A 25,703-nucleotide genomic window follows, 5' to 3' on the forward strand; every position below is an offset into this window, starting at 1 on the left:
CCCGGGATCAATGTCCGGGGATCACGCTCTCAACAGTTTCCATGTCCTGCTGGAATGCCGATGCGCGACACAATCACAAGCCTGCGTTACCGCTACTGGCCTGATCATCTTCTCGGTGAGATCCTGTCCAAGCGATGGACCGAGACGGCCATCCCGGTCATCCTTCTCCTGATTGTCGGCTTCGCTTTCAGCCGGTCCATCGACAACTTCCTGTCGCCGGCAAGCCTCGCCGACACCGCGCGCCAGGCCGGCGAGATCGGCTTCATTGCGCTCGGGCTTGCGCTGGTCGTCATCGTCGGCGGCATCGATCTCTCGGTCGGGTCGATCTTCGCGTTGACCGATTTCTGTGCGCTCTATCTGCTCGACGTCGCCGGCTGGCCGGTTCCGGCCGTTGTGGTCGCCACGCTGCTGTGTGGCGCACTGCTCGGGGCCGTCAACGGCATCCTGGTCGGATATCTGCGACTGCGCGCCTTCATCACCACGCTGATCACGCTGATCATTTACCGCTCGGCCTACGATCTTCTGATCCAGCGCTACTCCAACGCGATCGCTTCGGCCTTCCCCGACATCCCGTCCTGGGACTTCATCGGCGCCGGCTCTGTCCTTGGCATTCCGACCGTGGCGCTGGCCTATATCGTCATCGCGATCTTCGGCCACATCTTCATGACGCGGCTGCGCCCAGGTTGGCACATCACCGCAATAGGCGGCTCGCGCCGCTCGGCCTACAATTCGGGCATTCCCGTTCGCCGCACCATCGCGCTCTGCTACGTCGCAAGCGGCGTGCTGACCAGCATCGGCGCGCTGTTCTTCGCCTCCCGGCTCGGCACCGTCGGCGGCGACATCGGCGTTGGCCTCGAGGTGATCGTGCTGACCGCGACCGTACTCGGCGGCATCACGCTCGGCGGTGGCAAAGGCTCTGTCGCCAAATCGGCAGTGGGCGTGCTGATCGTACTCCTGATCACCAACGGCCTCACCACCATGAACGCGCGCGGGGGCGTCAACCGCATGGCGCTGGCCGGCATTCTGCTTGTCGCGGCCATGGTCGACATCCGCTGGCAGAAGAACCGGACTCGCATCATCAGCAAGGTCTATGTCGCGCCGACTTATCACGAATTGCCGCCGCCGCCGCCAACCGAGATCGGACAGGGCGGGCCATTCGAGCAGAACGACAAGCTGCGTGACGTCGAGGCGATCGGCCTTGGCCGCATCGAGGCGCCGGAAGACGTCATCCTCGATCGCCATGACAATCTCTATGCCGGCTCGCGCCACGGCGACATCATGCGCTTCCTCGCGCCCGACTATCAGAAGATGGAGGTGTTCGCCCATATCGGCGGCCAGCCGCTCGGCATGGCCTTCGATCGCGAGGACAATCTCTACGTCTGCATCGGCGGCATGGGGCTTTATCGCATCAAGCCCGACGGCACCGTGGAAAAGGCGACCGACGAGACCAACCGCAGCCTGCGCTCGGTCAACGACGACAGCCGCCTGCGGCTTGCCGACGACCTCGATATCACCGACGATGGCCTGATCTTCTTCTCCGAAGCGACGGTCCGTTACGAGATGGACGAATGGCCCATCGATGGCTTAGAGGCACGCGGCAACGGCCGCATCATCTCCTACGATACCAAGACCGGCACGACACGCACCGAGCTGCGCGGACTCAAATTCCCCAACGGCATCTGCGTCGCCAGTGACGGCCAGTCGATCCTGTTCGCCGAAACCTTTGGCTGCTCGATCAAGCGCTATTGGTTTGCTGGGCCGAAGAAAGGCGCGGTCGAGGTCGTCATGGACAATCTGCCTGGATACCCCGACAACATCAATCTCGCCTCCGACGGCAATTACTGGCTGGCACTGGTCGGTATGCGCAGTCCCTCGCTCGACCTCGCCTGGAAGATGCCGGGCTTCCGCCGCCGCATGGCCAAGCGCGTGCCGGTCGACGAATGGCTGTTCCCCAACATCAACACTGGCTGCGTGGTCAAGTTCAACGAACAGGGCAAGATCGTCGAATCGTTCTGGGACCTGCACGGCGAGAACCATCCGATGATCACCTCGATGCGCGAGCATCGCGGCTATCTCTATCTCGGCGGCATTCTCAACAACCGGATCGGCCGCTACAAGCTCGACAATGCCGATCCGAACTTCGTCCAGTATGACAAGAGGTGGGGGAAGCAGTCGTGATCGCGGCCGTCAAAGACTTCGCCAACCGATTTCTCGGGCGCGGCGACGCCACCATCACCGTGCCGTCCTTCGACGGCGCGCTGAAGCCGAACCAGAAGCTGGAAGCCGCCGAGACCTTGCTGACCTGCGATTCGCCCGCGGATCTTGCAACTGACGGCAGCAAGCTCTTTATTGCAGACGGGCGAAGACTGCTGTTGCTGAACAACGGCTCGGCCTCGGAATTGCGCAGCTTCGAGCAACCGATCTCGGCACTCTGTGCCCTGCCCGGCGGCGGCCTTGCTGTCGCACTCGGTGGGCGCGAGGTGCGTGTTTACGAAGGCCCCTCGGCCGAGCAGCCGAGCGCAACCTTTGCCGATGCGGCGTTCAATGCGATCAATGCGCTCGCGCTGGCGGGTGACAACTCGCTGATTGCGACGGACGGCTCGGCGACGTCAGGCGTCGACGATTGGGCGCGTGACCTGCTGGAGCTCAACCGGAGCGGCCGCGTGTACCGGCTCGATCCCGGCAGCAGGACCGTGACGCGATTGGCCCAGGGCCTCGGCTATGCCTTCGGTGCCTGCGCGCATGGTAGCGCCATGCTGGTCAGCGAGAGCTGGCGCCATCGCCTCGTTCTTGTCTCGCCCGGCGCAACGCCGAAGATCGTGCTCGCTCACCTGCCGGTCTATCCATCACGGCTGTCGAAGGCTTCAGGCGGGGGCTACTGGCTCACCGCATTCACCGCTCGGACGCAGCTGGTCGAGTTCGTGCTGCGCGAGCCCGGCTATCGCCGCCGCATGATGGCCGAGATCGCGCCCGAACACTGGGTTGCACCGCGGCTGCGCTCCGGGCGCTCGTTCAAGGAGCCGATGCAGGGCGCGCATATCAAGACCATGGGCGTCATCAAGCCCTGGGCGCCGCCGCGCTCCTACGGCCTCGTCATCCGTCTCGACGCTGACGGCCAACCGCTTTATTCGCTGCATAGCCGGGTCGACGGCATCAATCACGGCGTCGTCGCGGCGGTCGAGATGGGTGGCGATCTCGTGCTGATCGCGAAGGGACCGGGCCGAGTCCTGAAGCTGGCCCTCGCCGGCCTTGCCGAGGAGTTTCGGGCATGAGCGACATCGCACTCTCGCTGCGCAAGGCGACAAAGCTCTATGCCGGCGTCCCCGCCATCGACGGGGTCGACTTCGATCTGCGCCGCGGCGAAATTCACGCGCTGGTCGGCGAGAACGGTGCCGGCAAATCGACCCTCACCAAGGTGATGGCGGGCGTGGTGACGCTGACCTCGGGCACCATGACGGTCGACGGCGCCGAGGTCGCGCCGAAGACTCCGCTCGAGGCGCGTAATCTCGGTATCGCCATGGTGTTCCAGGAGAACAGCCTGGTGCCGACCATGACGGTCGCGCAAAACCTGTTTCTGGGGCAGGAAAGGTTTTACAACCGCCTGCGCGGCATCTACATCGCCGCGCAGCAATTTCTGCAATCGCTCAATTTCGATGTGACGCCGACGGCGACCGTCAGCGGTCTTGGCGCAGCCAAGAAGCAGATGGTCGAGATCGCGCGCGCGGTCCTGCACCGTGCCAAGGTCATCATCTTCGACGAGCCGACCGCATCGCTGACGCCTGAGGAGAAGAAGTATTTCTTCGACCTTGTCCGCGATCTCAAGAAGCGCGGCGTTTCGATCGTCTTCATCTCGCACGCTCTGGAAGAAGCGCTGCTGCTCGCCGACCGCATCACGGTGCTGCGCGACGGCAAGCATGTCGTCACCGACGATGTCGCCAGGTTCGACCGCGCCGCGATCGTGCAGGCCATGGTCGGGCGCGACCTCTCCAACACGCTCTACGGCGCACGCAAGAGCAGCGCGCGGCCGGCCGGCGCGCGGGTGCTCACGGTGCAAAACTTGAAGATGGCGCCGATGGTGAAGAACAATTCGCTATCGGTGTTTTCAGGGCAGATCACCGGCGTGTTCGGTCTCGTCGGCGCGGGCCGCACCGAAACCTTCAAGATCGTTGCCGGCGTGCTCAAGCGCGACTTCTTCCACGGCGGCGAGATCCTGCTGCACGACCAGCCGGTGCGCTACCGTGTGCCGGCGCCGGCGGTGAAGGCCGGCATCGCCTATGTCACGGAGGACCGCAAGGTCGAGGGCTTCTTCGAGACCTCTTCCATTGCGCGCAATATCTATCTTGGCCTGCTCTCGAAGTTTCCGCGGGGGCGCATGATGCTGTCCCGGCGGGAGACCGATGCGGTCGGCAAGACCTGGATCGAGCGGCTGAAGGTTCGTGCCATCAGCGACGAGGGCAAGGTGGTCGAGCTGTCCGGCGGCAATCAGCAGAAGGTCGTGATCGCGAAATCGCTGGTGCAGGAGCCTGACCTGATCATCTTCGACGAGCCGACCCGCGGCGTCGATGTCGGCGCCATCGTCGAGATCCACGAGCTGATCAACCGGCTCGCCGATGAGGGCAAGGCGGTCGTGGTGATCTCGTCCTATCTGCCCGAGATCATGGCGCTGTCAGACCGCATCCTGGTCTCGCGCCAGGGCAAGGTGGTGGAAGAGTTCTCCGCGCTGGAAGCGACGGAGGAGAAGATCATGTACGCCGCGATCCACTGAAGGCGCCTACGGCTTGTGCCCCTTCTGGCGCAGCGCCTCGGTGAGGCGCTGCTTCAGTTCATCGACAGCCTTCTGGTTCGCGTCCTGGCCGATCTGCGCACTCGCTTGCGCCAGCGCATCCGATTTCTCCAAAAGCTTCCGGCCGGCCGGCTGGACGTAGAACGCTTCGATCTGACGCAGCTCTTCCACGGTGAAGCTGGCGGCATAGAGGGCGGCGATCTGGTCGATCATGGTGGCGGCGAACGGTGCGTAGATGTCGGAGCCCGGCGCGGTCAACGCATCATATTCGTGCTCGATCTCCGGTCGGTCCTGCGCGACCACGGGTCTCAGTTTAAGCATGAGCTGCGGAAGCGCCGCGCGATACTGATCCGCGATCTTCAGCGTGGTGACGAGTTTGCGCGCAGCATCCATCGCCTCGGGCGACGGCGCCTGTGCCGACGCGTTGCTGATGAGGAGCAGCAGGGCGCCGGCAATCGTCAACAAGCGTCTCGACATGGATATCTCCTGAAAAATCGTCCGCGCGACGCGATGGACCCTCAGCGGCTAGCGGGAGCTGCGGCGATGACCTTAACCGGTGCGCCTTCGGCAGCGGGCCCCGGCTCGTCGTCGACATCGGTCACCTTGACGAAGAGGCTGGGCACCCGCCCAGCGCGGTCGAGCAGCCACGCGGCGCCGACCATGATGGCGAAGCCGGCGAACGAGACGGCGAGTTGCTCCCAGGCGCCCCTGGTGTATTGCATCAGGATCCAGTGCGCCGAGAACGACAGGAACACGCTGAGACAAAAGATCGGCAGCGAATGCTGGCCGCACAGGATGAGCGGGCGCAGCCATTTCAATTGCAGCGCCTTCCAGCGGCGCGGGACGAAATAGGTCACCCAGATCGCCAGCGCCAGGAAATGCGTGAAGCGCAGCATGTCGAGGTCGGTCTTGTCGATCGGATAGATCGCCTTGATCATCCATTTCGGAATCAGCGCCTCGAGGGCATGAATGTGCCATGTCATCACGATCAGAAGGGCGAACGCAATCCAAGCCGCCGCGATTGCCATCACCGGCTTCGACCAGACCCATTTGGCGATCTTCTCGATCTGGCCAACACCGCACCACGCGGCGACGACGAACATGAGCTGCCAGCAGAACGGATTGAAATACCAGGTCGTGCCCGGCGGGTAGGAGGCGACGTTCCAGTCGAACCAGCGCGACAGCACGTAGAGCACCACGGACACCGCAAGCGTCAGGTTCGGCCGGCGGACCAGGCACCAGACGATGAAGGGCGAGGCAAATATCAGCGTGATGTAGAGCGGCAGCACGTCGAGATTGACCGGCTTGTAGCGCAGCGTGAGCGCCTGCCCGATCAGGATGTCCGGATGGTCGAGGAAGTTGTGGACGTTGAACTCGTCCGCATACATCGGGTTGTCGAATCTCCTGATCGTGCGGGCGATCTGCGCCGTGAACAGAAGGAACAGCATGATGTGGGCGACATACATCTCGGCCGTCCGCCGCCACAGCCGCTTCAGCGCGGCGAGGAACCAGCCGCCGGCGACGATCGGCCCGTAGATCCAGCCGACCAGATAGCCGGAGATGAAGACGAAGAACTCGGCGGCATCGCTGAAGCCGTAATTGCGCAGCGTCAGCCAGGCCACGACGTCGTGCGGGATGTGATCGAGGAAGATCATCCACAAGCCGATGCCGCGGAACAGGTCGAGCCGCAAATCGCGCTCGACCGGCGCCAACAGTGCTGCCTGGTCCCGTATGATCATGGCCCCCGCCTCGTCTGGTGGGCGTCGCGCCAATGCGGCGCCGGCGAAATCGGATGCTAAAAAGAATCAATCAAAAGGTCACCTAACCCTGCGGTTAGAGCGCGAACGGTAGCCGACCTTTTCGCTCGCGCAAGGGACTTTGTCGTCACAGCGCCTCGGCCGCGTCGCGAAAAGTCAGAACAACCCCATGCACAGTAGCTAAACCCTTGCATCGCTTGCAAAAATCGTTCGGTCCGTCGGGCGAGAGCGCGGCGAGGCCCGATTCCGCCTCAGGCAGGCTGATCGCCTCCGGCGAACATGCGATCCAGCATCGCCTCGGCTTTCTCCCGCAGCGGCCTCGCACCGCTTTCTGAGGCGATCGCGATCGCGGCGCGGAGCGCAGCAAGGATGATGGTCCGGTTGTCACCGCTCGCAGGCGGCGTCACCACGGCCTCGCCGAACAGGGCCTCAGCCTCGAGGCCGGAAAAGCCCTGTTGGCGCGCGGTGTTGCGCGCCTCGCGCAGCATGTTCTGGGCCGCCCGGACATCGCCAAGCTGATTGACCGCCAAGGCGAGGTAGATCGAGGAGCGCAGCACCGCCGAGGTATAGCCGACGGCACGTGCCTCTTCGCGCGCTTCAGTCAGCATGCGGCGGGCCCGATCGAACAAGCCCTGCTCAAGATAGGCCATGCCGAGATGGCAGGCGAGCACCGGCACGAACAGCCGGATGCCATGCTTCTGCGCCAGCACAAGACCGCCTTCGAGAACGGCGGCGGCCGCGGCCGGATCGCCCCGTCCCAGCATCAGCCAGCCGCTGCCAGAGGCGGCAGCGACGCGGTCATGGGGACGGCCGGTCTCGTCCGCGATCGCGGCAGCCTCGCGCTGAAGCTGCTCGGCGGCATCGAACTCACCCATGACGGTGTGGGTGAAGCTCTTCATCATGCAGCAGAGGAGGAGTGTGTATTTCGGCGGCGTGCCGTACGGCGCGCTCGCTTCTGGTTCCATGAGATGTGCGCGGGCCCGTGCGAAAGTCTGCTCGGCCTCGCGATACCGCCCAGCAAGAAAATAAGCCTGTCCGAGATTGTATTGCGCAAGGTTGCGCCACCCCGGATTGCCCGACTGCTCGGCGAGGCCGACGACTTCCTCGCCAAGAACGACGGCCTCGGCCGGCGTCCCATAGAAGTTCTGTCCACCCGCCATGACCGTCATGGCAGCGATCTTTCTGCCGACATCATCGATCTGGCTGGCCCGCTGGTCGGCCTCCTTTCCGAGATCGATCCACTCGGCGACGCGACCGGACCATTGAAACGCCATGCGCGCCTCCATCCGCAGATCGATCGCGTTGGTCTCCCGCGGGCGCGTCAACGGCGTCTTGTCGAGCGAATTCATTGCGGTCCGGAAGTAGTCGACCGCATCGGCATAGGCCGAGCGCGCGAGGCATTTCTGTGCGGCACTTCTCCCGTAGTTGAATGCCTTGGCCCAGTCCTTGGCGCGCATGGCATGGTAACAGAGGGCGTCGGGATCATCTCGCCACGTTTCGTCGCTTTCGAAAGCCGCAAGCACGCGCGCATGAATGCTCTCGCGCACTTTCTCGACCATCGACTCATAGGTCACCTGGCGGACCATCTCGTGCCTGAACTCGAGCGAGTTCTCGAGGTCGCTATCGATCCTGACGAGCAGCTCGGCCCGGTCGAGTGACACGAGACAATCCTGAAGGACGTCTTCGGCCAACTGCGAGACTTTCCGCACCACGGCTTCGCTCGATCGCGGCCCCAAAGCGGCCGCGACCTGCAACACCAGACGCTGTTGCCGCGACACCCGGTCAAGGCGCGCCGCGATCACACCCTGAATGCTGGTGGGAATGCCGAGCTCGTCGATCGGGCGCATCAGCGCCAGATCGCCCCATTCGCCGCGCAAGGTGCCGCTGTCCTTCAGCCCGCGGCAGACCTCCTCGATGAACAGCGGCACGTTGGCCGTATGGGAAATGATCCGGCTCTTCAGATCGGCATTGGTCTGTGAGGACCCGAGCATGTCGGACAACATTTCCAGCCCGGAATCGTCGTCGAGCGGCCGCATCGCGACCACCTCGGCGTGGCAGCGCGCAATCCAGACCGGCATGCCGTTCGGGCGGGTGGTGAGAAGCACGAGGAGGCCGGGCACCGCCAGCGCGGCAATGGCCGCGACGACGACGTCGCTGGCCCGGTCGATCCAGTGCAAATCCTCCAGAAGGAGGAGCGTCGGCTGGCGACTGGCCACGCTTTGGATGACGGCGCAGCTCGCGTCGGAGATCACGCGCCCCCGCGCATGCGGCTCGAGCTCGTCCCATTGCGGGTTCGAGATCGGCACATCGAGCACCGCATCGAGGGCGCTTTGCTGAATCGTGGACAGCTCGGCCCGGGGATCGCGGGGATTGCCGGGGTCCTTTGCGGCCGCGTCCATGGCCGACAACAGGATTCGCTTGAGCGTGCTGAACGGCGCCCCCTGGAGATTCGGGCTGCACTCGGCGTCGATCAACCGCCAGCCTTCGCCCTTGAGCTTCTGGGCGAACTCATGCGCGAGCCTCGATTTACCGATGCCGGCATCGCCCAGCAGCAGCACCGTCTGCCGGCCGGCACGAGCCTGTCCGGCGCTGCGATCCAGCAAGGCCCGCTCGATCGCACGGTCGACGAAGCGGGAGACGCTGCGGGCCCGTCGCACGCGCCAGCTCGACAGGTCGCTGGCACCCACGATCCGGTAGACCGGCACGGGCTGGCTGAAGCCGCGCAGGGATTTGCTGCCGAGATGCTCGAACCTGACATGCCCGTCGGCGAGATTCTGACAGGCCTCCGAGACGTAGATCTGATTCGCCTCGGCGACCTGCTCCAGCCGCGCGGCCAGATGCTGGGCGGCGCCGCCGATTTCGTAGACCTTGGAAAATTCGCTGGCGACCATGTAGGCGACGACATGGCCGGAATGCAGGCCGACCCGGACCTGAAGCCCGGGATCGCCGAGACTGGCGACGCGCCGGACCAGCTCGATGGCCGCATGGCAGGCCAGCGGCGCATGGTTGTCGTCAGCAATCGGGGCGCCGAAGACCGCCGCGAGTCCGTCTCCCAGCTCCTTGCTGACGATGCCGCCGAACTGACGTACGGAGGCTCTCATGGCTGCCAGCGCAGGCTCGAGCCGCGAGACGGCATCCTCCGGCTCCAATTCAGCAACCAGACCCGTGGAGTCGATGACGTCAGCGCGCAGAATCGTCACAAATCGACGTTCGCTGTCGGGATCGACTCGTTGACGCACTGCAGCCCCGCATTTGGAGCACCAGCTATCGTCCGGATCGATCGCGGACTGACATGCGAAGCAATGCATTCCTGCGCCTCAAAGGTCGCGGCCCGTCTGTCGATCAGAATCCGCGAGCGACTTTGACGAGAATACCCATCGAGAACCACTTAGCAATCCGGCCCGCTGCTCGCAGGAAGCTGGGCACAGCACAGTTGGCGATCTGGACGAAACACAGCCCTGAGTGGTAGCGTCAAAAAATCCCGGCAAGGGGGCATATATTTCGGCAGCGCATGGTCAGCCAGGCCGGCCAGCGTGGCGGAGCTGTATGTATTTTTCACGCCGCCAATGACATTTTGAGGGACAAGGCGATGGGCTCGAGACCTTACAGAGGCAAGCCATTCAGAGATTTGATGAACAGCAACTACTTCCCTCTGGCAAACATGAAAAAGAGCGTCGCCAAGCTCAAGGCTTCCGACGACATCGACGTGCCGACGCTGGAGTACGGCCAGTACCACCTGATTCTGACGCCGGCCTCAAAGTGGCCCGAGGGCAGCGCCAAGCACTGGCACAAGGAGAAGGGCCGCGCTCGCGTCGACCTCAGCGCCCAGCTGAACACGGTACCCCTGTCCAGGGACGAGCCCGGGGTGATTCCCTTGACGCGATGCGACCTGCTCGATGCCTGCGTCCGCAAGTGCTTCAACTCAGAGCCGCCGATCCCGATGAAGACCAACATCATTATGCACGCACCGAGCGATGCGCTGGCAGACCGGCACGAGATCCGGCTGGAGTGGGAATACAAGAGGGGCTCGGACAAGCCGACGCTGCTCCACCTGACGATGGTCTGTCCGCACAGGCCGGAGAAGGGCTGAGCTTGAGCTGATCCAGGGTTGGATCGCAGCACCATCATCTGATCTGAATTGCGCGGGACGGCATTTCGCCGGCCCGCGTTTTTGCTGCGTGCGATCGATGCACCCGCCACATCGCGGTGCGGCGGGATGTCTCCATGCCTGCCCCGTCATGCAGGGCAATCGCTTATGATTGCACGACGCGGCGACATCGGCACTGCTCCCTCACCCGCTTATGGGAGAGGGTTGGGGAGAGGGTGTCTCCTCGGCGGGACAATCCCCTCGCTAGCGAAGGCCGCCGGTGACGTGAAGTGTCTCGCCGGTGACGTAGGACGCATCGTCCGATGCGAAGAAGGCCACCGCGGCAGCGATCTCCTCGACGTTGCCGATGCGGCCAAGCGGGGTGGTGGATTCGATCCACTTGCGCATGTCGCCCTCGTGCAGGCCCGCCGACACGACACCTTCGGTTGCGATCATGCCGGGATTAACGGCGTTGACGCGAATCTTGCGCGGCGCGAGCTCCTTCGACAGCACGGCGGAGATCGCATCCACCGAGGCTTTGGTCGCGGTGTACACGGCGGTGTTTGCCGGTGCGATGGTCGATACGCCGGAGCTGATGTTGATGATACTTCCGCCATTGGCGTTGAAGTGCTTCGCCGCTTCACCCGAGACCAGCAGCAGGCCGAGCACATTGAGGTCGAAATGCTTGTGGAAATGCTCAGGCGTGATGGCCTCGAGCGGGGCGAACTCGTAGACGCCCGCGTTGTTGACGAGGATGTCGATCGCACCGAACGCCTTCACCGTCTCCGCGACAACGTTCTTCACGTCCTTGGCGTCGGCCAGATTGCCATGGACCGCGACAGCTTTGCCCCCCTTAGCGATGATGGCGGCGACCACCCGGTCCGCGGCCTGCTTGCTCGAGCTGTAATTGACGGCAACCGCCGCACCCTCGGCCGCAAGCCGGGCGGAGATTTCGGCACCTATGCCCTTGGATGCGCCGGTCACCAGCGCAACTTTGCCTTCGAGTCTCTTGGTCATCGCATGTCTTCCATTGTTCGGCGGGATGCCGACATTCAATAGTTCAATACTAGTGAACTATTGAACTCATTCAAGGGACGTGCTATATTTTTGGGCATGGCGCAGTTCGTTCACCCGGCGCGGGAGGAGATCACACTGGCGGGGGTGCTTGGCGCGCTCGCGGATCCCAAGCGGCTGCGTATCGTCAAGAGTCTGGCCGCGCAGAAGGATTGCATGTCGTGCACCGAGGCGGCGCCTTGCCCCGATATGGCGAAGTCGACTCTATCGAACCATTTTCGCATTCTGCGGGAGGCCGGCCTGGTCCGGACGTCAAAGCAAGGCGTCCAGCACCGCAACGTCCTGCGCGAGGAAGACATCAACGCGCGATTTCCGAAGCTGCTCAAGATGATCCTGAGCTTTCCGGACTGAGAGCATTCGCGCCGGATGCGGAGGCGTAGTCGCGCGCAAGATGGTTGAGCGAAGCGAAACCCATCAAGCTCGTACTCTCAAACAGATCCCACCAACGATTGCTGGTACTGACTCTGCCCATCAGGCGACGGATTCGCAAGAGCTCAACCCATCCTGCGAGCTGCAACTGCAAGCCGGCCGCATCACTCGATGACGTCATCCGTGAGCACGAGTATTGAGGGTGGGATCGTCAACCCCAAGACGCGGGCCGTCTTGAGGTTCACCACCAATTCGAATTTGGTCGGCAGCTGGATCGGCATTTCTGCCGGCTTTCGTCCTTTCAGGATCAAATCGACATAGCCAGCCGCACGGCGGAAGAGGTCGCCGATGTCGGCGCCATAGCTGAGCAGTGCGCCGGCGCGAGCGAATTCGGCTTGTTCGCCGACGACAGCAATCTTCCTCTCGATGCCAGCATGGCAAATTTCGTCTCGCATCGCCGACGTCATGTAATCGCGGATCACCACCATTGCGGCACCGCCCGCATCCGCCAACACTTTGATCTGCTCAGACACGGCTGCTGGAGAAGCTGCCGTGAGGCCGAGACGCATTGGCTCCATGCCGGCAGACCGTGCTTCCAGCATTGTCTGCGCGCCCCAGGCGCTGAATGTGGGATCGGTTGCATTGTTCATCACGCCCAGCGTCTTCAGCTCGGGCAAGATCTCCCTCAGCATCTGGATCCGCTTGGACGACATCTCTTCGCCGAAAGCTGCGAAGCCGGTCAGGGTGCCGCCGGGACGCGCAAGGCTCTGGAATAATTCCGGATCACTCTGCACCGCAGGCAGCGCCACGGCGACAACAGGGATTTTGGTCTTGCGCACGGCAGCGCGCGCTGCAGCAGGCCCCGGTGACAACAGGACATCGACCGGCTTGGCCGCGAATTCGTCAATGATCGCGAGCCCGCGCGCCACGTCGCCGTTGGCCGAGCGTGCATCGATGTAGATCGTGCGCCCTTCGACATAGCCAAGATCACTCAAGCCCTTGCGAAAATGCTGCAGGGCCGGCGCGTCAGCCTCCGCTGTGGCAAAGCCCATGAAGCCCACGGTGGGCATGTGACGGGATGAATCCTGTTGGGCCAGCGCCGCTGGCGGCCATGCCGCCGCCATGCCCATAACGCGAAGAAAATCTCGCCGTCTCATCCCGTTTCACCAGCTAATCTCTAATCGAACTGTGGGTGCAATGACTACAGACAACACAGGGCTGAACGATACTTGCTTACCCGCTGGAAGCAACCGGAGCGTCCAGCGATCACCCGATATCCCGAAGAAGAACGGGCTGCTCTGATTTGGCCACACTGAAATGCGTCACTAAAGTGCGTCCTGGAGAGCCGGGGTGCGTGATCGCGCATTCGCGCTCTCCGTTCGTCTTGCGGCTGTCTTGCCGCACCAGCTCGACATCAGGCGGTGTCGGCAATTTTCGTCGAGGTTCGACATGAACGCTGCCATCTTCGCAAGACATGATGGTGTCTGGCTGAATGAACCGGAACGGTGGACCGCGCAGGGCGACAGTCTCGAGCTCGTCACCGACAAGGCCACCGATTTCTGGCAGAAAACGCATTATGGGTTTTGCCGCGACAGCGGCCATTTTCTGGGATTTGCGACCGCGGAGGCGTTTACCGCCGAGCTGCGAATCCAGAGCAATTTTCGGGAACTCTACGATCAAGCCGGCATCATGGTGCGTATCGATGCGGAGCACTGGGTCAAAGCCGGAATCGAGTTTTCGGACGGGCGCGCGATGCTCTCGAGCGTCTTGACCATTGGGCAGTCGGATTGGGCAACCGCCCCCTATGAGCACGATGCCGGCGATTTCTGGATGCGTGTCACCATCGCCGACGGCGTTCTGCGATTGCAGGCGTCAGCTGACGGCAAGACCTGGCCCCTCGTCCGACTGGCTCCGTTCACCGCGGCGCGATCCTACCTCGTCGGACCAATGGCTTGCACACCGGAGCGAGAGGGATTGCCGGTCAGGTTCAGCGGATTTTCCCTGAAGCCGCCACTCGGCAAGGATCTGCACGATCTCAGCTAGCGTCCAGTGTGACGGCCCGCGGCGATGGCCGTCGTGACGATCGCAACAGATCTGTGAAGATTGTTGGAGCAACAAACCGTCGCAGTTTCGATCCTCGGCAAGACGCCAGGTGTTCATTGACGGCACGCTGAAACAGCGCTACCTTAAATTGCAGATTTGAGGAAGCAATGACGAAGGGTTTACTCTCGTCAGCCGCAGTTCATTTAATTGTTTCGACAACAGGAGGTGCCCATGTCGCGCGCTTTCCCGGCCGTCGGTCACAGATACCTGGTGGATTTCGTCGCCTTCCGTGTCGAGCTGGAATTCACCTCCGACACCTCGCTCACCTATTACAACGTTGATGCCAACGGAAAAATCGTCGGTTCCGAAACGGTGACGATCAAGGTCGAGCCGATCACCGAGCATATCTTCCTGGTGACATGGCAGGAGTCCGACAAGACGACGGTCGTGCACATCGAGGATTACGCGAGACACACGATCGTGACCAACATCACGAGTCCGCCTGATCTCACCTTCGATCAATTTCACGGCACCTTCAAGAAGGTGGCGTGAGCCGACTGCACTGCAACGACCGGCCGGTTCACACCGACCGGAGCTGAATGCGATGAATGCGTGCAATCGAGATCGCAATGCGTGTCGCGCGTGACAGCCAAGCGACCGTGGCATCTCGCCAGGAGAACAAGGCATGCCGGATTTGAGCGAAGCCACGCCGCCCTCGCGCTACGACCGGTTTCGGGCCATCATGGACGCGGCTGCCGGCGCCTCGACGGCAAGCTACATGTCGCATCCGCGCTTCTGGACTCTGCCGCTGCCGGAACTGAGAGCCTTCGAGCTCTATGGCATCCCCATGATGCGCGGCGGAGAGGGCTCGCCGCCGGCTGCCAAGCCATCATCCTGCTGTCATGGAAGCTGCGACGAGCATGCAGCCGCAGCCTCGCCCGGCAATGGCGACAACGCCGGGCTGATCAAGGGCCTGCGCGGCCAGTATCCGTTCGACGGCACGCAATTTCCGCCGCTTCCCTGGGGCGGCAAGCGCGTCAGCGAAGCAGATATTGCGTTCATTGCGCACTGGATCACCGACGGCTGTCCCGGATCTGACGAAGACAAACTTCATGCCGGCGCGGCACAGGCCTCGGCCGTCACGCGCGCGCTGGTGACGGGAGACGCGCCGCACGCCCTGTTCACGGGCCCCACCAACCAGCTCGCGCACGATTCCGGTGGCGTGCGCGCGCGCAAGAACGTGGCCTATCTCTCCGACGAGGAGCTGCGGCGCCTGCGGGCCGCGATCGCCCAGATGAAGTCGCTCGATGCCTATCCGCAGGACGAGCGAAGCTTTGCCTATTGGGCCCGCATCCACGCCAACCAGTGCCAGCACGGCTGGGAGCAGTTCCTGACCTGGCATCGCGCCTATCTCTACGGCTTCGAAAAGCAGCTTCAGGACATCGATCCGACCGTGACCCTGCCCTATTGGGACTGGGCGGCCGACAGCGCCAACGTCAAGGCCTCGCTCGAGGACATGGGCAAGGTCGCAAACGACAACGGCATCGTCCCCGCCGCCTATCGCTGCTGGATCGACGAGGACGGATTGCGCAAGCTGACCGACGGCGGCAAGGTCTCGGCGGAGGCGCTGGCGGCCTTGCGCGGCATCATCGGCAAGGACTTCAATTCCGGCGCGCGCTTGTTCGCCGCTGCGAAGATCAGCTACGGCGCGGCGCCCGAGAGCGACGAGGCGATCAAGTCGGTTCTCGGCGACATCAATCCGCTGTTCGACTGGAAGCGTTGGCCCGGCGGCAACGCCGACCTGATCTTCGAGGCCTATCCGACGCCCGACGACGTCGAGCGCATCCTTGAGATCGAAAGCTTCTTTGATTTCGCCAGCGGCAGCCGCGGCAACCAGTTCTTCGGCGCGCTGGAGACCATCCACAACCTGATTCACAATTTCTCGGGCGGCAAGAACCCGTTTTCGAGCATCGTGCCTAGCGAACAGCCATACGGCGACATGCAGGATCCCGGCACCACCGCGTTCGATCCGATCTTCTGGGGGCATCACAGCAATTGCGACCGGCTGTGGGCGGAATGGCAGCGTCGCAATCCCAGCGGCGGACCCGACGATCCCGGCGACGTGCTGCCGCCGTGGAACTTCACCGTCGCCGACACCGCCAGCATTTCGCGGCTCGGCTACGAATACATGATGGCCGCGAACATGTTCGTGACCAACAGCGCGGTGCCGCTGCAGCGCTTCCAGTCCGCCGCGGCGCCTGTCCATCCCAAGGTCGTCGCCGACCATAGTCACGCGGAGATCCGCCTGCACGCGGTGCAATACGTCACGCGTCCCGGTTTTCACATCCGCGCCTTCCTCAACACGCCGGGCGCGACCGTCGAGACGCCGACGCGCGGCAATCCCAACTATGTCGGGATGGTCAGCATGTTCACCGGCGTCTGCGTCGGCGGCCCCGGCCATTGCGACGTTCCGGAACCGCGCACCGCGCGCTTCGATTTGCGGCCGCGACCGCACAAGACCCCCGGCAATTTCCGCATCGACGCCACCGACGCGGTGAAGCGGCTCAAGGCCAATGGCGCGACCTCGTTCAGCGTCAACCTCGTCGTCCTCAACACCGACGGCACGCCGGCGACCGATGCCCTGAAGATCGACGCCGTTTCACTCAACTTCTTCGATCGGTTCTCGAGATCGAGACAATAGGCCCGTCATGGCAACAAGCTTTCGCATTCATCCCGCGATCGGCATTGCGCGGCTCGGCAACTCGCCGGACAAGTTCTGCATCTCCCCCGACAAGGGCGGACATTTGCCGATCAAATGCGACGATCAGGGCAATCCGATCCTGAACAAGAAGGGCGAAGAGGAGAGCGTCAAATATTTCAATGACGACAAGGGCAGGATCCTGCGCCAGGCGGCGCGCTTTCGCGTCTTCATCTACGACGACAAATCACCTGATGGCCGCGAGGCCGCCATCGGCGACCAGGTCGACATCGTCAATCGCCGGAACGGCCAGCTGCTGACCTTGCGGATCGACGACATCCAGTGGACGGCCTATCTCGCCAACAAGAAGGCGAGCTGGTACGCGTTCGCGGAGACCGATGGCGAGCACGGCTATGCGTCCGACCATCCGCTGCGCAACGCCGACATCACCAACAGCGAGGAGCGCCAGCGCCTCATCATCGATCCCGGCCCGCGCACCGTGAGCTTCATGGGGTCGCAGCAGGCGATCTTCGACAAGAACAGTCCCGGGCCGACCAGCTTTCCGCCCGACCTGGTGCCGAACTCGATCGCGGCCTTGGGCGAGCTCAGATGCACCCAGATGGCGAACAAGAACCGGCTTCTGGTGCTGGGCGGCTTCGGCAATTCGGGGACAATGCTGGACGGTTTCGGCAATCCCAAGATCGAGGAATACGCCAACAACGACGGCTGGTTCGACGACATCTCCGATGGCCCGGTCAACGCGCGCTTCATCGGCACCGTGGTCGCCATCGACAAACGCCCTGTCAAACCGCTGGGCAAGCCGGTTCTCGCGCCGGCCGCGATTGATCCGGCCTGGGTCATCGTCGGTTATCCGCGCTACGTGCCGCAGGCCGTCGACGTCGTCACTATGGATGACCTGCTGTTCGACATCGCCGTGCGGCATTTCGGTTACGTGCCCTACCTCTACGGTATCCCGCCTTACACGGGATCGGCCGTGGTTCCGAAGGACGAGGCGGGCCTGCGCATCTGGCGCGCACAGGCGCAATGGAACGCCGACTTCCGCCCGTATTTCGGTCGCGACATCCTGCCGATCCTGCTGCGCCCGCTCGATGCGCAGAATTTCATGGACGCCGATGCATTGACCGGCGGCAACCCGCACAACACGGCCCCCGGCGGCAATTTCGATTTCACCGATCTGTCGGTGCCGCCCTATCCTGACGAGCCCGAGGCGGATCGCCGCCGCCGCCATCAGATGCGCCAGCTGCTGTATGCGGTGTTGCGCAAGCCCGGACAGGAAAACGAACTGTTCGCACCGGCAGGCCCAGGCATCCCGGGCGGCAAGCTGTTCGCGATGCCGCTGCTGTGCGGCGACAATGCGCTCTCGAACACGGCGCCGTCGAAATTCCTGCGCCTGACCGAGACCATGCTGTTCCTGCTCAAGCAATGGGCCGACGGGCTCTTCATCAACGAGGACGCCGAAGACATCAAACCCGGCCTGATGCATCCGGGACCTGGCGCTGCGCTGGACCGCGGCGCGCTGGCCTCAGCCCTCGGCGGAGCGTTCTGTCCGGGCGCCGAGGCGGGCTGGATCATGCGCAATCCCGCGATCTATTCCGCGGCCTACCGCATCAAGCCGGCAGCGCCGTCGCAAGGCGAGCTTTCCTTGCCGGGCGGAGCAGAGCTCAGCAACGGGCTCGAGCCGGGCGACATCACCAAATACAGCGCGCTGCCGTGGCAGTCCGATTTCAACGAATGCACCAACCAGCCGGTCGACGTCACCTATCGCGACTGGAACAATCTCGAGCTCGACAGCGTCGGCGACCCTGCCGCGCAGGCCTTTCAGCTGACCTATTGGTGGCCGGTCCACCGCCCCTTCATTTTCAACGGTGCGCCATGGTCGCCGACGGCGCAGAACAACGCCGGCGATCTCGCCATGACCACGGCATGGGCGTCGTTGCGCTTCATCATCCAGAGCGACGGGCAATACACGTTCGCGCCCACGCCGCCGGACCAACCCAAATCGTGAGGCGACGCTGATATGTCGCATCACGATGTGGTGATCCTCGGCGGAGGCCCTGCCGGAACGGCCCTGGCGCTGGAGCTGAAGCGTCACGCGCCTGACCTGAAAATCCTGATCGCCGAGGCCGCCATCGCGACGGACTGGCGGATCGGGGAAACGCTCGCGCCGGGCGCTGTGCAACTCCTGAACGGACTGGGCTGCCGGGACCACATCCTGCGCGATGGAGCGATCGAGGGCGTCCGCTCCCAGGCCGCCTGGGGAAGCGACCGCCCTCATGCCCATGACTTCATGTTTTCGACGCGCGGCAGTGCCTGGCACCTCGACCGTACCAGCTTCGACGAAGCCTTACGCGCCGCTGCCGAGGCTGCCGGCATCGAGGTCTGGCGCGGCGCGCGCTTCCTGTCCGCCGTCGCGGAAGCTGCGGGATGGCAGCTTTCCCTCGACTGCCAGGGACGGCGCGTCGAGATCGGCGCGCGCTTCGTCGCTGATGCCACCGGACGATCGGCGCGGTTCGCGACGAGCCAGGGCAGCCGCAGACGTTTTGCCGATCGCCTGGTGGGCGTTGCCGCATTGGTGCGCCTTCGCGATGGTGCGATCCGCGATCACGCTACGCTGGTCGAGGCCTGCGAGAACGGATGGTGGTATTCGACTGCACTCCCTGATGGCCTGATGGTGCTGGCCTGGATGAGCGACAGCGACATCGTCCACCATCATTCCAGCGCACGGCTCGGACCCTGGCTCGCGCAATTGCGCGCGGCGCCGCTGACGGCGGCGCGCGCAGCCACGGCCAATAGCGCAGAGCGCATCTTCACCTGGCCGGCGCGCTCGCATTGCCTCGATCACGTGAGCGGACGCAACTGGGTCGCGGTGGGAGATGCGGCCTCGAGCTGGGATCCATTGTCGTCGGCCGGCATCATGAAGGCGCTGCGCACCGGCAAGCTCGGCGCATTCGTCCTGCTTGATGCGATCAGAGGCGTCGATGGCGGCGGCGCGAAATATCGCAGGCTGATCGAAGCCGAGTACCGCCATTACCGGCGCGACAGGCGCACCGTCTATCGCATGGAGCGGCGCTGGAGCGGATCCGCGTTCTGGCAGCGCCGTCATGCGGCCGAGCCGTTCGATCGCGAACCGGCCGTGCATTTTGCAGGAGAACCTTAGGATGGCAGGCAACAAGGTCTTCCCCCGCACCCAGCGGATCGGGATCGTCGTGTTCAATGGATTCGAGCCGATCGACGTCTGGGGATTCGTCGAGGCGTTCTCGATTTCGCGCTTCCTCGGCACATCCTATGAGGCGCCGCCCGCCTATCCCTTCGAGATCAAGCTGATCAGCCGCGACGGCAAGAACGTCAAAAGCAGCAACGGACCTTCGGTCGCGCCCGACTGGGATTTCGCGCGCGCGCTCGAGGAGCGGCTCGATCTCCTGATGATCCCGGGCGGCGAAGGAACGCGGCCGCTGCTGGACGAAAAGAAGCATCCGAAAGAGGTCAAGGCGTTGCTGGCATGGGTCCATCAGATGGATGCCCGCGTCCCCATCATGACGTCGGTCTGCACCGGCGCCGCGGTGTTGGCGCGCGCCGGGCTGCTCGATGGAAAGCCGGCCGCAACCAACCATTTCGCCTTCAGCTGGGTGGCGCAGTTTGGTCCCAAGGTGCTGTGGGACAGCGTGTCACGCTGGGTCGACGCCGGAAAATATGTCACCAGCGCCGGCGTGTCGGCCGGCACCGACATGGGCTTCTATCTGGTCTCGCGGCTCGCCGGCCGCGCCGTCGCCGAGAATGCCGCCATGGCCGCGGAATATGACTGGCACCGCGATCCGCAGACGCCGATCTTCTATCCGCAGCAGGCGTCCACGTAAGTCCGGGCGCGACGGCGCCTCGCACCTGATGAATCGCCTCCACGCAAACGGGCGCGAACGTAGTCCGCGCCCGTATGCGGCAGTCAAGTCGCGTCAGTGGTGATGTCCGCCGCCGGCCATCGCCCGCAGCGGCGAGGTGCCTTCCGGGCTGACGACTTCGACGACCTCCATCATGCCGAGATCTTCGTGATCCAGGATGTGACAGTGCAGGACGAACGCGCCGATATAGTCGGTGTACTGGGTGTAGACGTTGATCTGCTTCCCTGGCGGGATCAGCACGGTATCCTTCCACACCGTCTCCGGGCCCGACGGTCCCTGCCGTTCGAACTGGAACGGATTGACGTGGATGTGGAAGACGTGGGGCAACGCCGGAATGCCGTTGTTCGCGGCGGGATCGCCGACGGTCGAGAGCGACCATTGGTCGACGGTGTTCAGCACCACCTTGCGGCTGTGGTTGGGATCGAAGGCCTCGTAATTGATCTGGAAGTAGTTGCGACTACCAGGGACATCCTGGCCGAGCTTGAACACGACCTGCTGCACGCCGACCGCCTTCGCCTTCAGGTCGAGGTTCGGGAACGGCGCGAGCGGGGCCATCTCGGCGCTGGTCGGCAGCGCCATATCGACGGGATCGCCCTGCACGTCGACGATCGCCAACACCTCCTCGGGCTGGGCCACGGCGCGCAACGACTGCGCGGCGGTCAGCGCCCCGTTGATCAGCTGGTAGCGGCCTGGTGTCTTGCTGGCCTGCACCAGAACGTCGCTGCGGTAGCCGGGCTGGAGCTCGATCGTCTGCCCCGCGGGCCAGGTATCGACGCGGCCGAGATAGAGACCATCGAGCGCGATCTCATGCAACGGATGACCTTCCAGCCGGATCGCGAGCGAGGCGCGGAAGCCGGTGTCGATCATGCGCCAGCGCTGCACCTCGCCGGGCCGCATCGTGATGACAGGACGAATCTGGCCGTTGATGGTGATCTGCCGCTTGCTGCAGGTCCATGTGCCGGGGTTGGGCGTCGGACAGGGCGCGGGGGGATCGGGAAACAGCGCGGAGATCTGGTTCAGCTCGCCATTGGTGTTGTAGAGGATGGTCTGGAACAGCATGACCTTCTCGCCCTTGTTGGCTTCGCGCAACGCGAGCGGAATTTTCGCCCGATCGTCATCCAGGATGAGCGCGCCGGCCATGCCGCTGCCGACCTGGATCGACGTCGAGCCATGGGTGTGGGCGTGATACCAGAACGAGCCGGGCGGATGGTTCGCGGGCACCCGGATCTCGTACGGGAACTGCGTCTGCGGCAACAGCGCGAGCAAAACGTTGTCGCTGTTGCCGACCGGCGAGACATGCAGGCCATGGGTGTGCAGGTTCGTGGTGTTGAACGAGGCGGGCACCACGCTCAGATGCGCGTTCGACCGCTCCTGCTCGAATTGCTGATTGACCTGGTCGGGCGTTTCCACCGGGAGCTTGTTCGACAACAGGATGTTGAGTACGTCGCCCGGCTTGGCACGCAGCGTCGGCCCCGCGAGTTGCCCGCCATAAGTCCGCAGCGTAACGCCGCATCCACCGATGCTGACCTTGGTCGGGTCGGTGTACTCGACGTCGAGCCCGGCCTTCAGCACACCGTTCGCGGAAGTGATCTCGGGCGGATTGTGGAATGGCTTTTCGCCATAACGTGCAACGTCGATGTCCTTGTACTCGCAACCGGCGCGCTCGGCCTTTGCTGCGCCGGCACCGGCCGCGGTGATGACCACGGCGAGAGCTAGGGTCTGAATCGTCCGGTGATGCGACATGGCTCACTCCCGATCTGACGGATTGCGAGATGATGGCTCCTGCACGCCGTCACAGCCGTGATCCGGCGCAGCACGAGGGCGAAAATCACTTCAACGTGTGCAGTATCGATGTACAATCTAAAGGAGTTTTGCTACACTGCCAAGACGATCGTCAATCCAACTTGCAAACGCGGGGCCGAACGGCGCGCAAGCGACGGCATGCGCTTCGCGTGTTGTGCGAACGCGTCGATGCCGCGCCGAAGCTGCAGGTCGAGTACCGTCTCTGCGTCGAACCTGCTAAAGCTGCAGGACACGCGGCTCCGCGCGCGTGACAGAGCCTCCCAGCAGGCAACCAACAGGCCTCTCGCCGGCGAAGCCGAGGCGCACCCGGATCTCGGACAACGCTCCCATCGCGCGGCCCTGCATGATGGTGATCCGCGCGCTGCTGGGTTCGACCAGTTCGTTCTTGAGCAGTCCGAACGACAGCGCCGCAGCGGCGATGCCGGTGGCGGCATCTTCCGGGTAACCCGACGATTTCGGAAATTGCCGCGCTTCGAAACGTCGTTCGCCCTGGTGATCGATGGCGTAGGGGTAGAGGCCGGTCGATCCGATCCGCTCGCAGCACGCCTCGATCGCCGACGGGTTCGGCACCATTGCGTTGAGTTCGCGGACACCCTTGACCGGGATCAGCGTCTTCACGCGCGAGGTGACGGCGTTCTGAATGGGCAGGTCGAGCAGATCGCGGCGCGACAGCTTGAGCGTCGACAGGACATCTTCCTCATCGGCACGCGAGAGATCGACGACCTTGCCAACAGGCTGGCTGATTTCGACGGACGGGTCAGCTGAATCAGCATGATCGACGTAGCCCGTCACCGTTCCGCTGCGCGTCTCGATGCGGACCTGTTCAGCGGGCAAGCGACCTTTGATCGCGAGAGCCCAGAGCGCGCCGATCGTCGCATGACCGCACATCTCCATCTCGTGCCGAGGAACCCAGAACCGGAAGACGTAGTCAGCGTCGAGTCTCGGTGACGGCAGAACGAAGCCCGACTCATGCCCAAATTGCTGAGCCACCGACTGCATCTCCGCAGCGGAAAGCTTCGATGCATCGACGACAACAGGACATGGATTGCCGCCCTGCCCCAAGTGGGTGAAGACGTTGACAAGCTCGACGTCGGTCATCGGATAACTCGGTTCGTGGACAGAAGGCACGACGGCGGAGACGACAGCGATGGTATGGCTATCGCTGCTACATCAGAAAGCCGATTTGCTCGATTAGGGCCGCTGCGCAAGCTCCAAAACAAAAATGGCCCGCATCAAGCGGGCCATTTTCGTATCGGAACCGGTCATTCCGAATTTGGTTGCGGGGATAGGATTTGAACCTATGACCTTCAGGTTATGAGCCTGACGAGCTACCGGGCTGCTCCACCCCGCGTTAAACCGTTGCGCGCCTTCTGAAAATGCCGGGGACGGTGGATTGAGGGCCAACGCTGCTCGCGTGGCTTGCTTCTCCCGTCCCGAAGGCTTCCCTGGAAGGCAACCCCGGGGCAAAGCCCGTTGGGTGCGGGGGGTATGTACCAACCCGGACTGTCTTTGGAAAGGGCTGTGGGGACGTTTTTTTCGACTTTATGACAGCTGACGGGTGCGAATTCCGGCCGATTTGCCGCACACTTGCCAGAAGTTCCACAAACCGCCAGCTTGCGGCAACAAAACAGCCGCGAAGCGCCAGATTGGGAGGAGCGCCATGGATAACATTGTGGATCGCCCCCAGGCGAGCGCCGCGCTGGTCGCGCTGACGGTCAGTTTCGAGGCCATGTTTGCACGCTCGCGGGCGGAGCCGCCGGCTGATTGCGCCGAGCGGCTCGACCGGCTGGCGCGGTTGCGCGCCGTGGTGGCTGATCATGAGGAGCGCTTCCGGCAGGCCATCTCCGCCGATTTCGGCCATCGCTCGGCGGTCGAGACCACCATCGCCGAGGCGATGCTGGTGTTCTCTGAGATCCGGCACGCCACAAAACATCTGAAGGGCTGGATGGCGCCGCAGCGCGTGGCAACCGCGCTGCAATTCCTGCCCGCGCGCAACCGGCTGATGCCGCAGCCGCTCGGCGTCGTCGGCATCATCGCGCCCTGGAATTATCCACTGCAGCTTACGCTAGCCCCCGCGATCGGCGCGATCGCGGCCGGCAACCGAATCATCATCAAGCCGAGCGAACTGGTGCCGCACTTCTCCGCGCTATTGAAGGAGATGGTCGCGGAGAGGTTCGACGCCACCGAGTTGCTCGTCACCGGTGTCGAGGACGACGTCGCGAAGGGCTTTGCTCACCTTCCGTTCGATCATCTCGTCTTTACCGGCTCGACCCGGGTCGGGCGGCTGGTCGCGGAAGCCGCGGGGCGCAATCTCACGCCTGTCACGCTCGAGCTCGGCGGCAAGTCGCCCGCGATCATCGATGCGTCAGCCGATCTCGACGAAGCGGCCGAGCGCATCGCCTATGGCAAGCTGCTCAATGCCGGTCAGACCTGCATCGCGCCCGACTATGTGCTGGTGCCCGAGTCCACGTTGCAGGCGTTCGCCGAGAAGGTGCGCGCCGCGATGCGGCGCATGTTCGGCACCGACCCCGCCAACAAGGACTACACCTCGATCATTTCCGACCGCCACTATGCACGGCTCGAAGGGCTGGTCGCGGAGGCGGCCCAGCGCGGCGCAAAGATCCTGCAACCCGCTAGGGCCGATGATCCCAACTGGAAGGCGCACCGCAAATTTCCGCCGACGCTGATCCTTGGCGCGACTGAAGACATGGCGGTGATGCGGGAGGAGATCTTTGGACCCGTGCTGCCTGTGCTGGGCACGCACGAGCCGGCCGACGCCATCACCTTCATCAACCGCCGCGACCGGCCGCTCGCGCTGTACTGGTTCGGCAAGGACGGCGAGGCGCGAGACCAGGTGCTGGCGCGCACTGTCTCGGGCGGCGTCACCATCAACGATTGCCTGTTTCACTTCGCGCAGACTAACCAGCCGATGGGCGGCGTCGGCGCATCCGGCACCGGCGCCTATCACGGCGAGTGGGGTTTTCGCACATTCAGCAAGCTGAAGCCGGTGTTCTATCGCTCCAAGTTCAACCGCCTCGCCGATCTCTATCCGCCCTATGGTGGCAAGATCGCGCGGCTGGAGAAGATGATGCGGTTCATGTCGTAGCTCGCGGTCATTCCGGGGCGCCTCGAAGAGGCGAGCCCGAAATCCATCCAACCGCGTCACGGGTGGCGC

At 63.6% G+C, this 25,703-nt stretch carries 19 protein-coding genes and 1 tRNA gene; 12 read left to right on the forward strand and 8 right to left on the reverse strand.

Features of this window, described 5'->3' with window-relative positions; all coding sequences use genetic code 11:
- Positions 1-54: 54 nt before the first annotated feature.
- Genes L6639_RS23385 through L6639_RS23395 form a run of 3 tightly spaced genes read left to right on the forward strand, consistent with a single transcriptional unit; the run spans position 55 to position 4,765 of the window.
- Positions 55-2,178, forward strand: a complete 2,124-nt coding sequence (locus tag L6639_RS23385; RefSeq protein WP_237863989.1) for an ABC transporter permease — start codon at positions 55-57, stop codon at positions 2,176-2,178.
- A complete protein-coding gene (locus tag L6639_RS23390) occupies positions 2,175-3,272 on the forward strand; it encodes an SMP-30/gluconolactonase/LRE family protein (protein ID WP_237863990.1) in 1,098 nt (365 codons plus the stop codon). Before L6639_RS23385 ends, L6639_RS23390 begins: the two co-directional genes overlap by 4 nt.
- Positions 3,269-4,765, forward strand: coding sequence for a sugar ABC transporter ATP-binding protein (locus L6639_RS23395; protein ID WP_237863991.1), 1,497 nt, complete (start codon positions 3,269-3,271; stop codon positions 4,763-4,765). The genes L6639_RS23390 and L6639_RS23395 overlap by 4 nt, the downstream gene beginning before the upstream one ends.
- Before the next feature lie 6 nt (positions 4,766-4,771).
- On the opposite strand, the gene L6639_RS23400 is transcribed toward L6639_RS23395, so the two are convergent.
- From L6639_RS23400 to L6639_RS23410, 3 genes are all read right to left on the reverse strand, one after another.
- Positions 4,772-5,260 carry a DUF2059 domain-containing protein gene (locus tag L6639_RS23400; protein WP_237863992.1) on the reverse strand — a complete coding sequence of 163 codons (489 nt, stop codon included), beginning with the start codon at positions 5,258-5,260 and terminating at the stop codon, positions 4,772-4,774.
- 41 nt (positions 5,261-5,301) lie between these two features.
- Positions 5,302-6,522 carry an OpgC domain-containing protein gene (locus L6639_RS23405; RefSeq protein WP_237863993.1) on the reverse strand — a complete coding sequence of 407 codons (1,221 nt, stop codon included), beginning with the start codon at positions 6,520-6,522 and terminating at the stop codon, positions 5,302-5,304.
- Positions 6,523-6,791: 269 nt separating this feature from the next.
- On the reverse strand, positions 6,792-9,848 hold the full coding sequence (locus L6639_RS23410) for an ATP-binding protein (RefSeq protein WP_237863994.1): 3,057 nt from the start codon (positions 9,846-9,848) through the stop codon (positions 6,792-6,794).
- 281 nt (positions 9,849-10,129) lie between these two features.
- On the opposite strand from L6639_RS23410, the gene L6639_RS23415 reads away from it, so the two are divergent.
- Positions 10,130-10,630: a hypothetical protein gene (locus tag L6639_RS23415; RefSeq protein ID WP_237864360.1), complete on the forward strand. Its 501-nt coding sequence runs from the start codon at positions 10,130-10,132 to the stop codon at positions 10,628-10,630.
- A gap of 261 nt (positions 10,631-10,891) precedes the next feature.
- Here the strand turns inward: L6639_RS23415 and L6639_RS23420 are convergent, their stop codons facing one another.
- Positions 10,892-11,644: an SDR family NAD(P)-dependent oxidoreductase gene (locus L6639_RS23420; RefSeq protein WP_237863995.1), complete on the reverse strand. Its 753-nt coding sequence runs from the start codon at positions 11,642-11,644 to the stop codon at positions 10,892-10,894.
- 96 nt (positions 11,645-11,740) lie between these two features.
- Here L6639_RS23420 and L6639_RS23425 point away from each other — a divergent pair, with 96 nt between their 5' ends.
- Positions 11,741-12,052 carry an ArsR/SmtB family transcription factor gene (locus L6639_RS23425; protein WP_237863996.1) on the forward strand — a complete coding sequence of 104 codons (312 nt, stop codon included), beginning with the start codon at positions 11,741-11,743 and terminating at the stop codon, positions 12,050-12,052.
- 182 nt (positions 12,053-12,234) lie between these two features.
- Here L6639_RS23425 and L6639_RS23430 read toward each other — a convergent pair whose 3' ends face one another.
- Positions 12,235-13,200, reverse strand: a complete 966-nt coding sequence (locus L6639_RS23430) for an ABC transporter substrate-binding protein (RefSeq protein ID WP_237863997.1) — start codon at positions 13,198-13,200, stop codon at positions 12,235-12,237.
- A 319-nt stretch (positions 13,201-13,519) separates the two neighbouring features.
- On the opposite strand from L6639_RS23430, the gene L6639_RS23435 reads away from it, so the two are divergent.
- From L6639_RS23435 to L6639_RS23460, 6 genes are all read left to right on the forward strand, one after another.
- Positions 13,520-14,113, forward strand: coding sequence for a DUF1349 domain-containing protein (locus tag L6639_RS23435; protein WP_237863998.1), 594 nt, complete (start codon positions 13,520-13,522; stop codon positions 14,111-14,113).
- Between the two features lie 231 nt (positions 14,114-14,344).
- Complete coding sequence (locus L6639_RS23440; protein WP_237863999.1) at positions 14,345-14,665, forward strand: MoaF-related domain-containing protein; 321 nt, start codon at positions 14,345-14,347, stop codon at positions 14,663-14,665.
- Positions 14,666-14,798: 133 nt separating this feature from the next.
- Positions 14,799-16,814 (forward strand): tyrosinase family protein, encoded by a 2,016-nt coding sequence (locus L6639_RS23445; protein ID WP_237864000.1) that lies wholly within the window; start codon positions 14,799-14,801, stop codon positions 16,812-16,814.
- A gap of 7 nt (positions 16,815-16,821) precedes the next feature.
- Positions 16,822-18,837, forward strand: a complete 2,016-nt coding sequence (locus L6639_RS23450; RefSeq protein ID WP_237864001.1) for a LodA/GoxA family CTQ-dependent oxidase — start codon at positions 16,822-16,824, stop codon at positions 18,835-18,837.
- Between the two features lie 12 nt (positions 18,838-18,849).
- Complete coding sequence (locus tag L6639_RS23455; protein ID WP_237864002.1) at positions 18,850-19,989, forward strand: NAD(P)/FAD-dependent oxidoreductase; 1,140 nt, start codon at positions 18,850-18,852, stop codon at positions 19,987-19,989.
- 1 nt (position 19,990) lies between these two features.
- Positions 19,991-20,686, forward strand: a complete 696-nt coding sequence (locus L6639_RS23460; RefSeq protein ID WP_237864003.1) for a DJ-1/PfpI family protein — start codon at positions 19,991-19,993, stop codon at positions 20,684-20,686.
- A gap of 93 nt (positions 20,687-20,779) precedes the next feature.
- Here L6639_RS23460 and L6639_RS23465 read toward each other — a convergent pair whose 3' ends face one another.
- From L6639_RS23465 to L6639_RS23475, 3 genes are all read right to left on the reverse strand, one after another.
- A complete protein-coding gene (locus tag L6639_RS23465) occupies positions 20,780-22,468 on the reverse strand; it encodes a multicopper oxidase family protein (RefSeq protein ID WP_237864004.1) in 1,689 nt (562 codons plus the stop codon).
- 276 nt (positions 22,469-22,744) lie between these two features.
- Positions 22,745-23,626, reverse strand: coding sequence for a PhzF family phenazine biosynthesis protein (locus L6639_RS23470; protein ID WP_237864005.1), 882 nt, complete (start codon positions 23,624-23,626; stop codon positions 22,745-22,747).
- A 176-nt stretch (positions 23,627-23,802) separates the two neighbouring features.
- A tRNA-Met gene (locus tag L6639_RS23475) sits at positions 23,803-23,879 on the reverse strand.
- 309 nt (positions 23,880-24,188) lie between these two features.
- Here L6639_RS23475 and L6639_RS23480 point away from each other — a divergent pair.
- A complete protein-coding gene (locus L6639_RS23480; protein ID WP_237864006.1) occupies positions 24,189-25,634 on the forward strand; it encodes a coniferyl aldehyde dehydrogenase in 1,446 nt (481 codons plus the stop codon).
- Positions 25,635-25,703 lie beyond the last annotated feature (69 nt).

It is taken from the genome of Bradyrhizobium zhengyangense (genome assembly GCF_022012555.1).
GTDB lineage: Bacteria > Pseudomonadota > Alphaproteobacteria > Rhizobiales > Xanthobacteraceae > Bradyrhizobium > Bradyrhizobium zhengyangense.

Coding starts and splice junctions, on each gene's coding strand:
- L6639_RS23385 (WP_237863989.1), top strand. CDS start 55: ATGCCGATGCGCGACACAATCACAAGCCTGCGTTACCGCTACTGGCCT.
- L6639_RS23395 (WP_237863991.1), top strand. CDS start 3,269: ATGAGCGACATCGCACTCTCGCTGCGCAAGGCGACAAAGCTCTATGCC.
- L6639_RS23400 (WP_237863992.1), bottom strand. CDS start 5,260: ATGTCGAGACGCTTGTTGACGATTGCCGGCGCCCTGCTGCTCCTCATC.
- L6639_RS23405 (WP_237863993.1), bottom strand. CDS start 6,522: ATGATCATACGGGACCAGGCAGCACTGTTGGCGCCGGTCGAGCGCGAT.
- L6639_RS23410 (WP_237863994.1), bottom strand. CDS start 9,848: ATGCATTGCTTCGCATGTCAGTCCGCGATCGATCCGGACGATAGCTGG.
- L6639_RS23415 (WP_237864360.1), top strand. CDS start 10,130: ATGGGCTCGAGACCTTACAGAGGCAAGCCATTCAGAGATTTGATGAAC.
- L6639_RS23420 (WP_237863995.1), bottom strand. CDS start 11,644: ATGACCAAGAGACTCGAAGGCAAAGTTGCGCTGGTGACCGGCGCATCC.
- L6639_RS23425 (WP_237863996.1), top strand. CDS start 11,741: ATGGCGCAGTTCGTTCACCCGGCGCGGGAGGAGATCACACTGGCGGGG.
- L6639_RS23430 (WP_237863997.1), bottom strand. CDS start 13,200: ATGGGCATGGCGGCGGCATGGCCGCCAGCGGCGCTGGCCCAACAGGAT.
- L6639_RS23435 (WP_237863998.1), top strand. CDS start 13,520: ATGAACGCTGCCATCTTCGCAAGACATGATGGTGTCTGGCTGAATGAA.
- L6639_RS23440 (WP_237863999.1), top strand. CDS start 14,345: ATGTCGCGCGCTTTCCCGGCCGTCGGTCACAGATACCTGGTGGATTTC.
- L6639_RS23445 (WP_237864000.1), top strand. CDS start 14,799: ATGCCGGATTTGAGCGAAGCCACGCCGCCCTCGCGCTACGACCGGTTT.
- L6639_RS23450 (WP_237864001.1), top strand. CDS start 16,822: ATGGCAACAAGCTTTCGCATTCATCCCGCGATCGGCATTGCGCGGCTC.
- L6639_RS23455 (WP_237864002.1), top strand. CDS start 18,850: ATGTCGCATCACGATGTGGTGATCCTCGGCGGAGGCCCTGCCGGAACG.
- L6639_RS23460 (WP_237864003.1), top strand. CDS start 19,991: ATGGCAGGCAACAAGGTCTTCCCCCGCACCCAGCGGATCGGGATCGTC.
- L6639_RS23465 (WP_237864004.1), bottom strand. CDS start 22,468: ATGTCGCATCACCGGACGATTCAGACCCTAGCTCTCGCCGTGGTCATC.
- L6639_RS23470 (WP_237864005.1), bottom strand. CDS start 23,626: ATGACCGACGTCGAGCTTGTCAACGTCTTCACCCACTTGGGGCAGGGC.
- L6639_RS23480 (WP_237864006.1), top strand. CDS start 24,189: ATGGATAACATTGTGGATCGCCCCCAGGCGAGCGCCGCGCTGGTCGCG.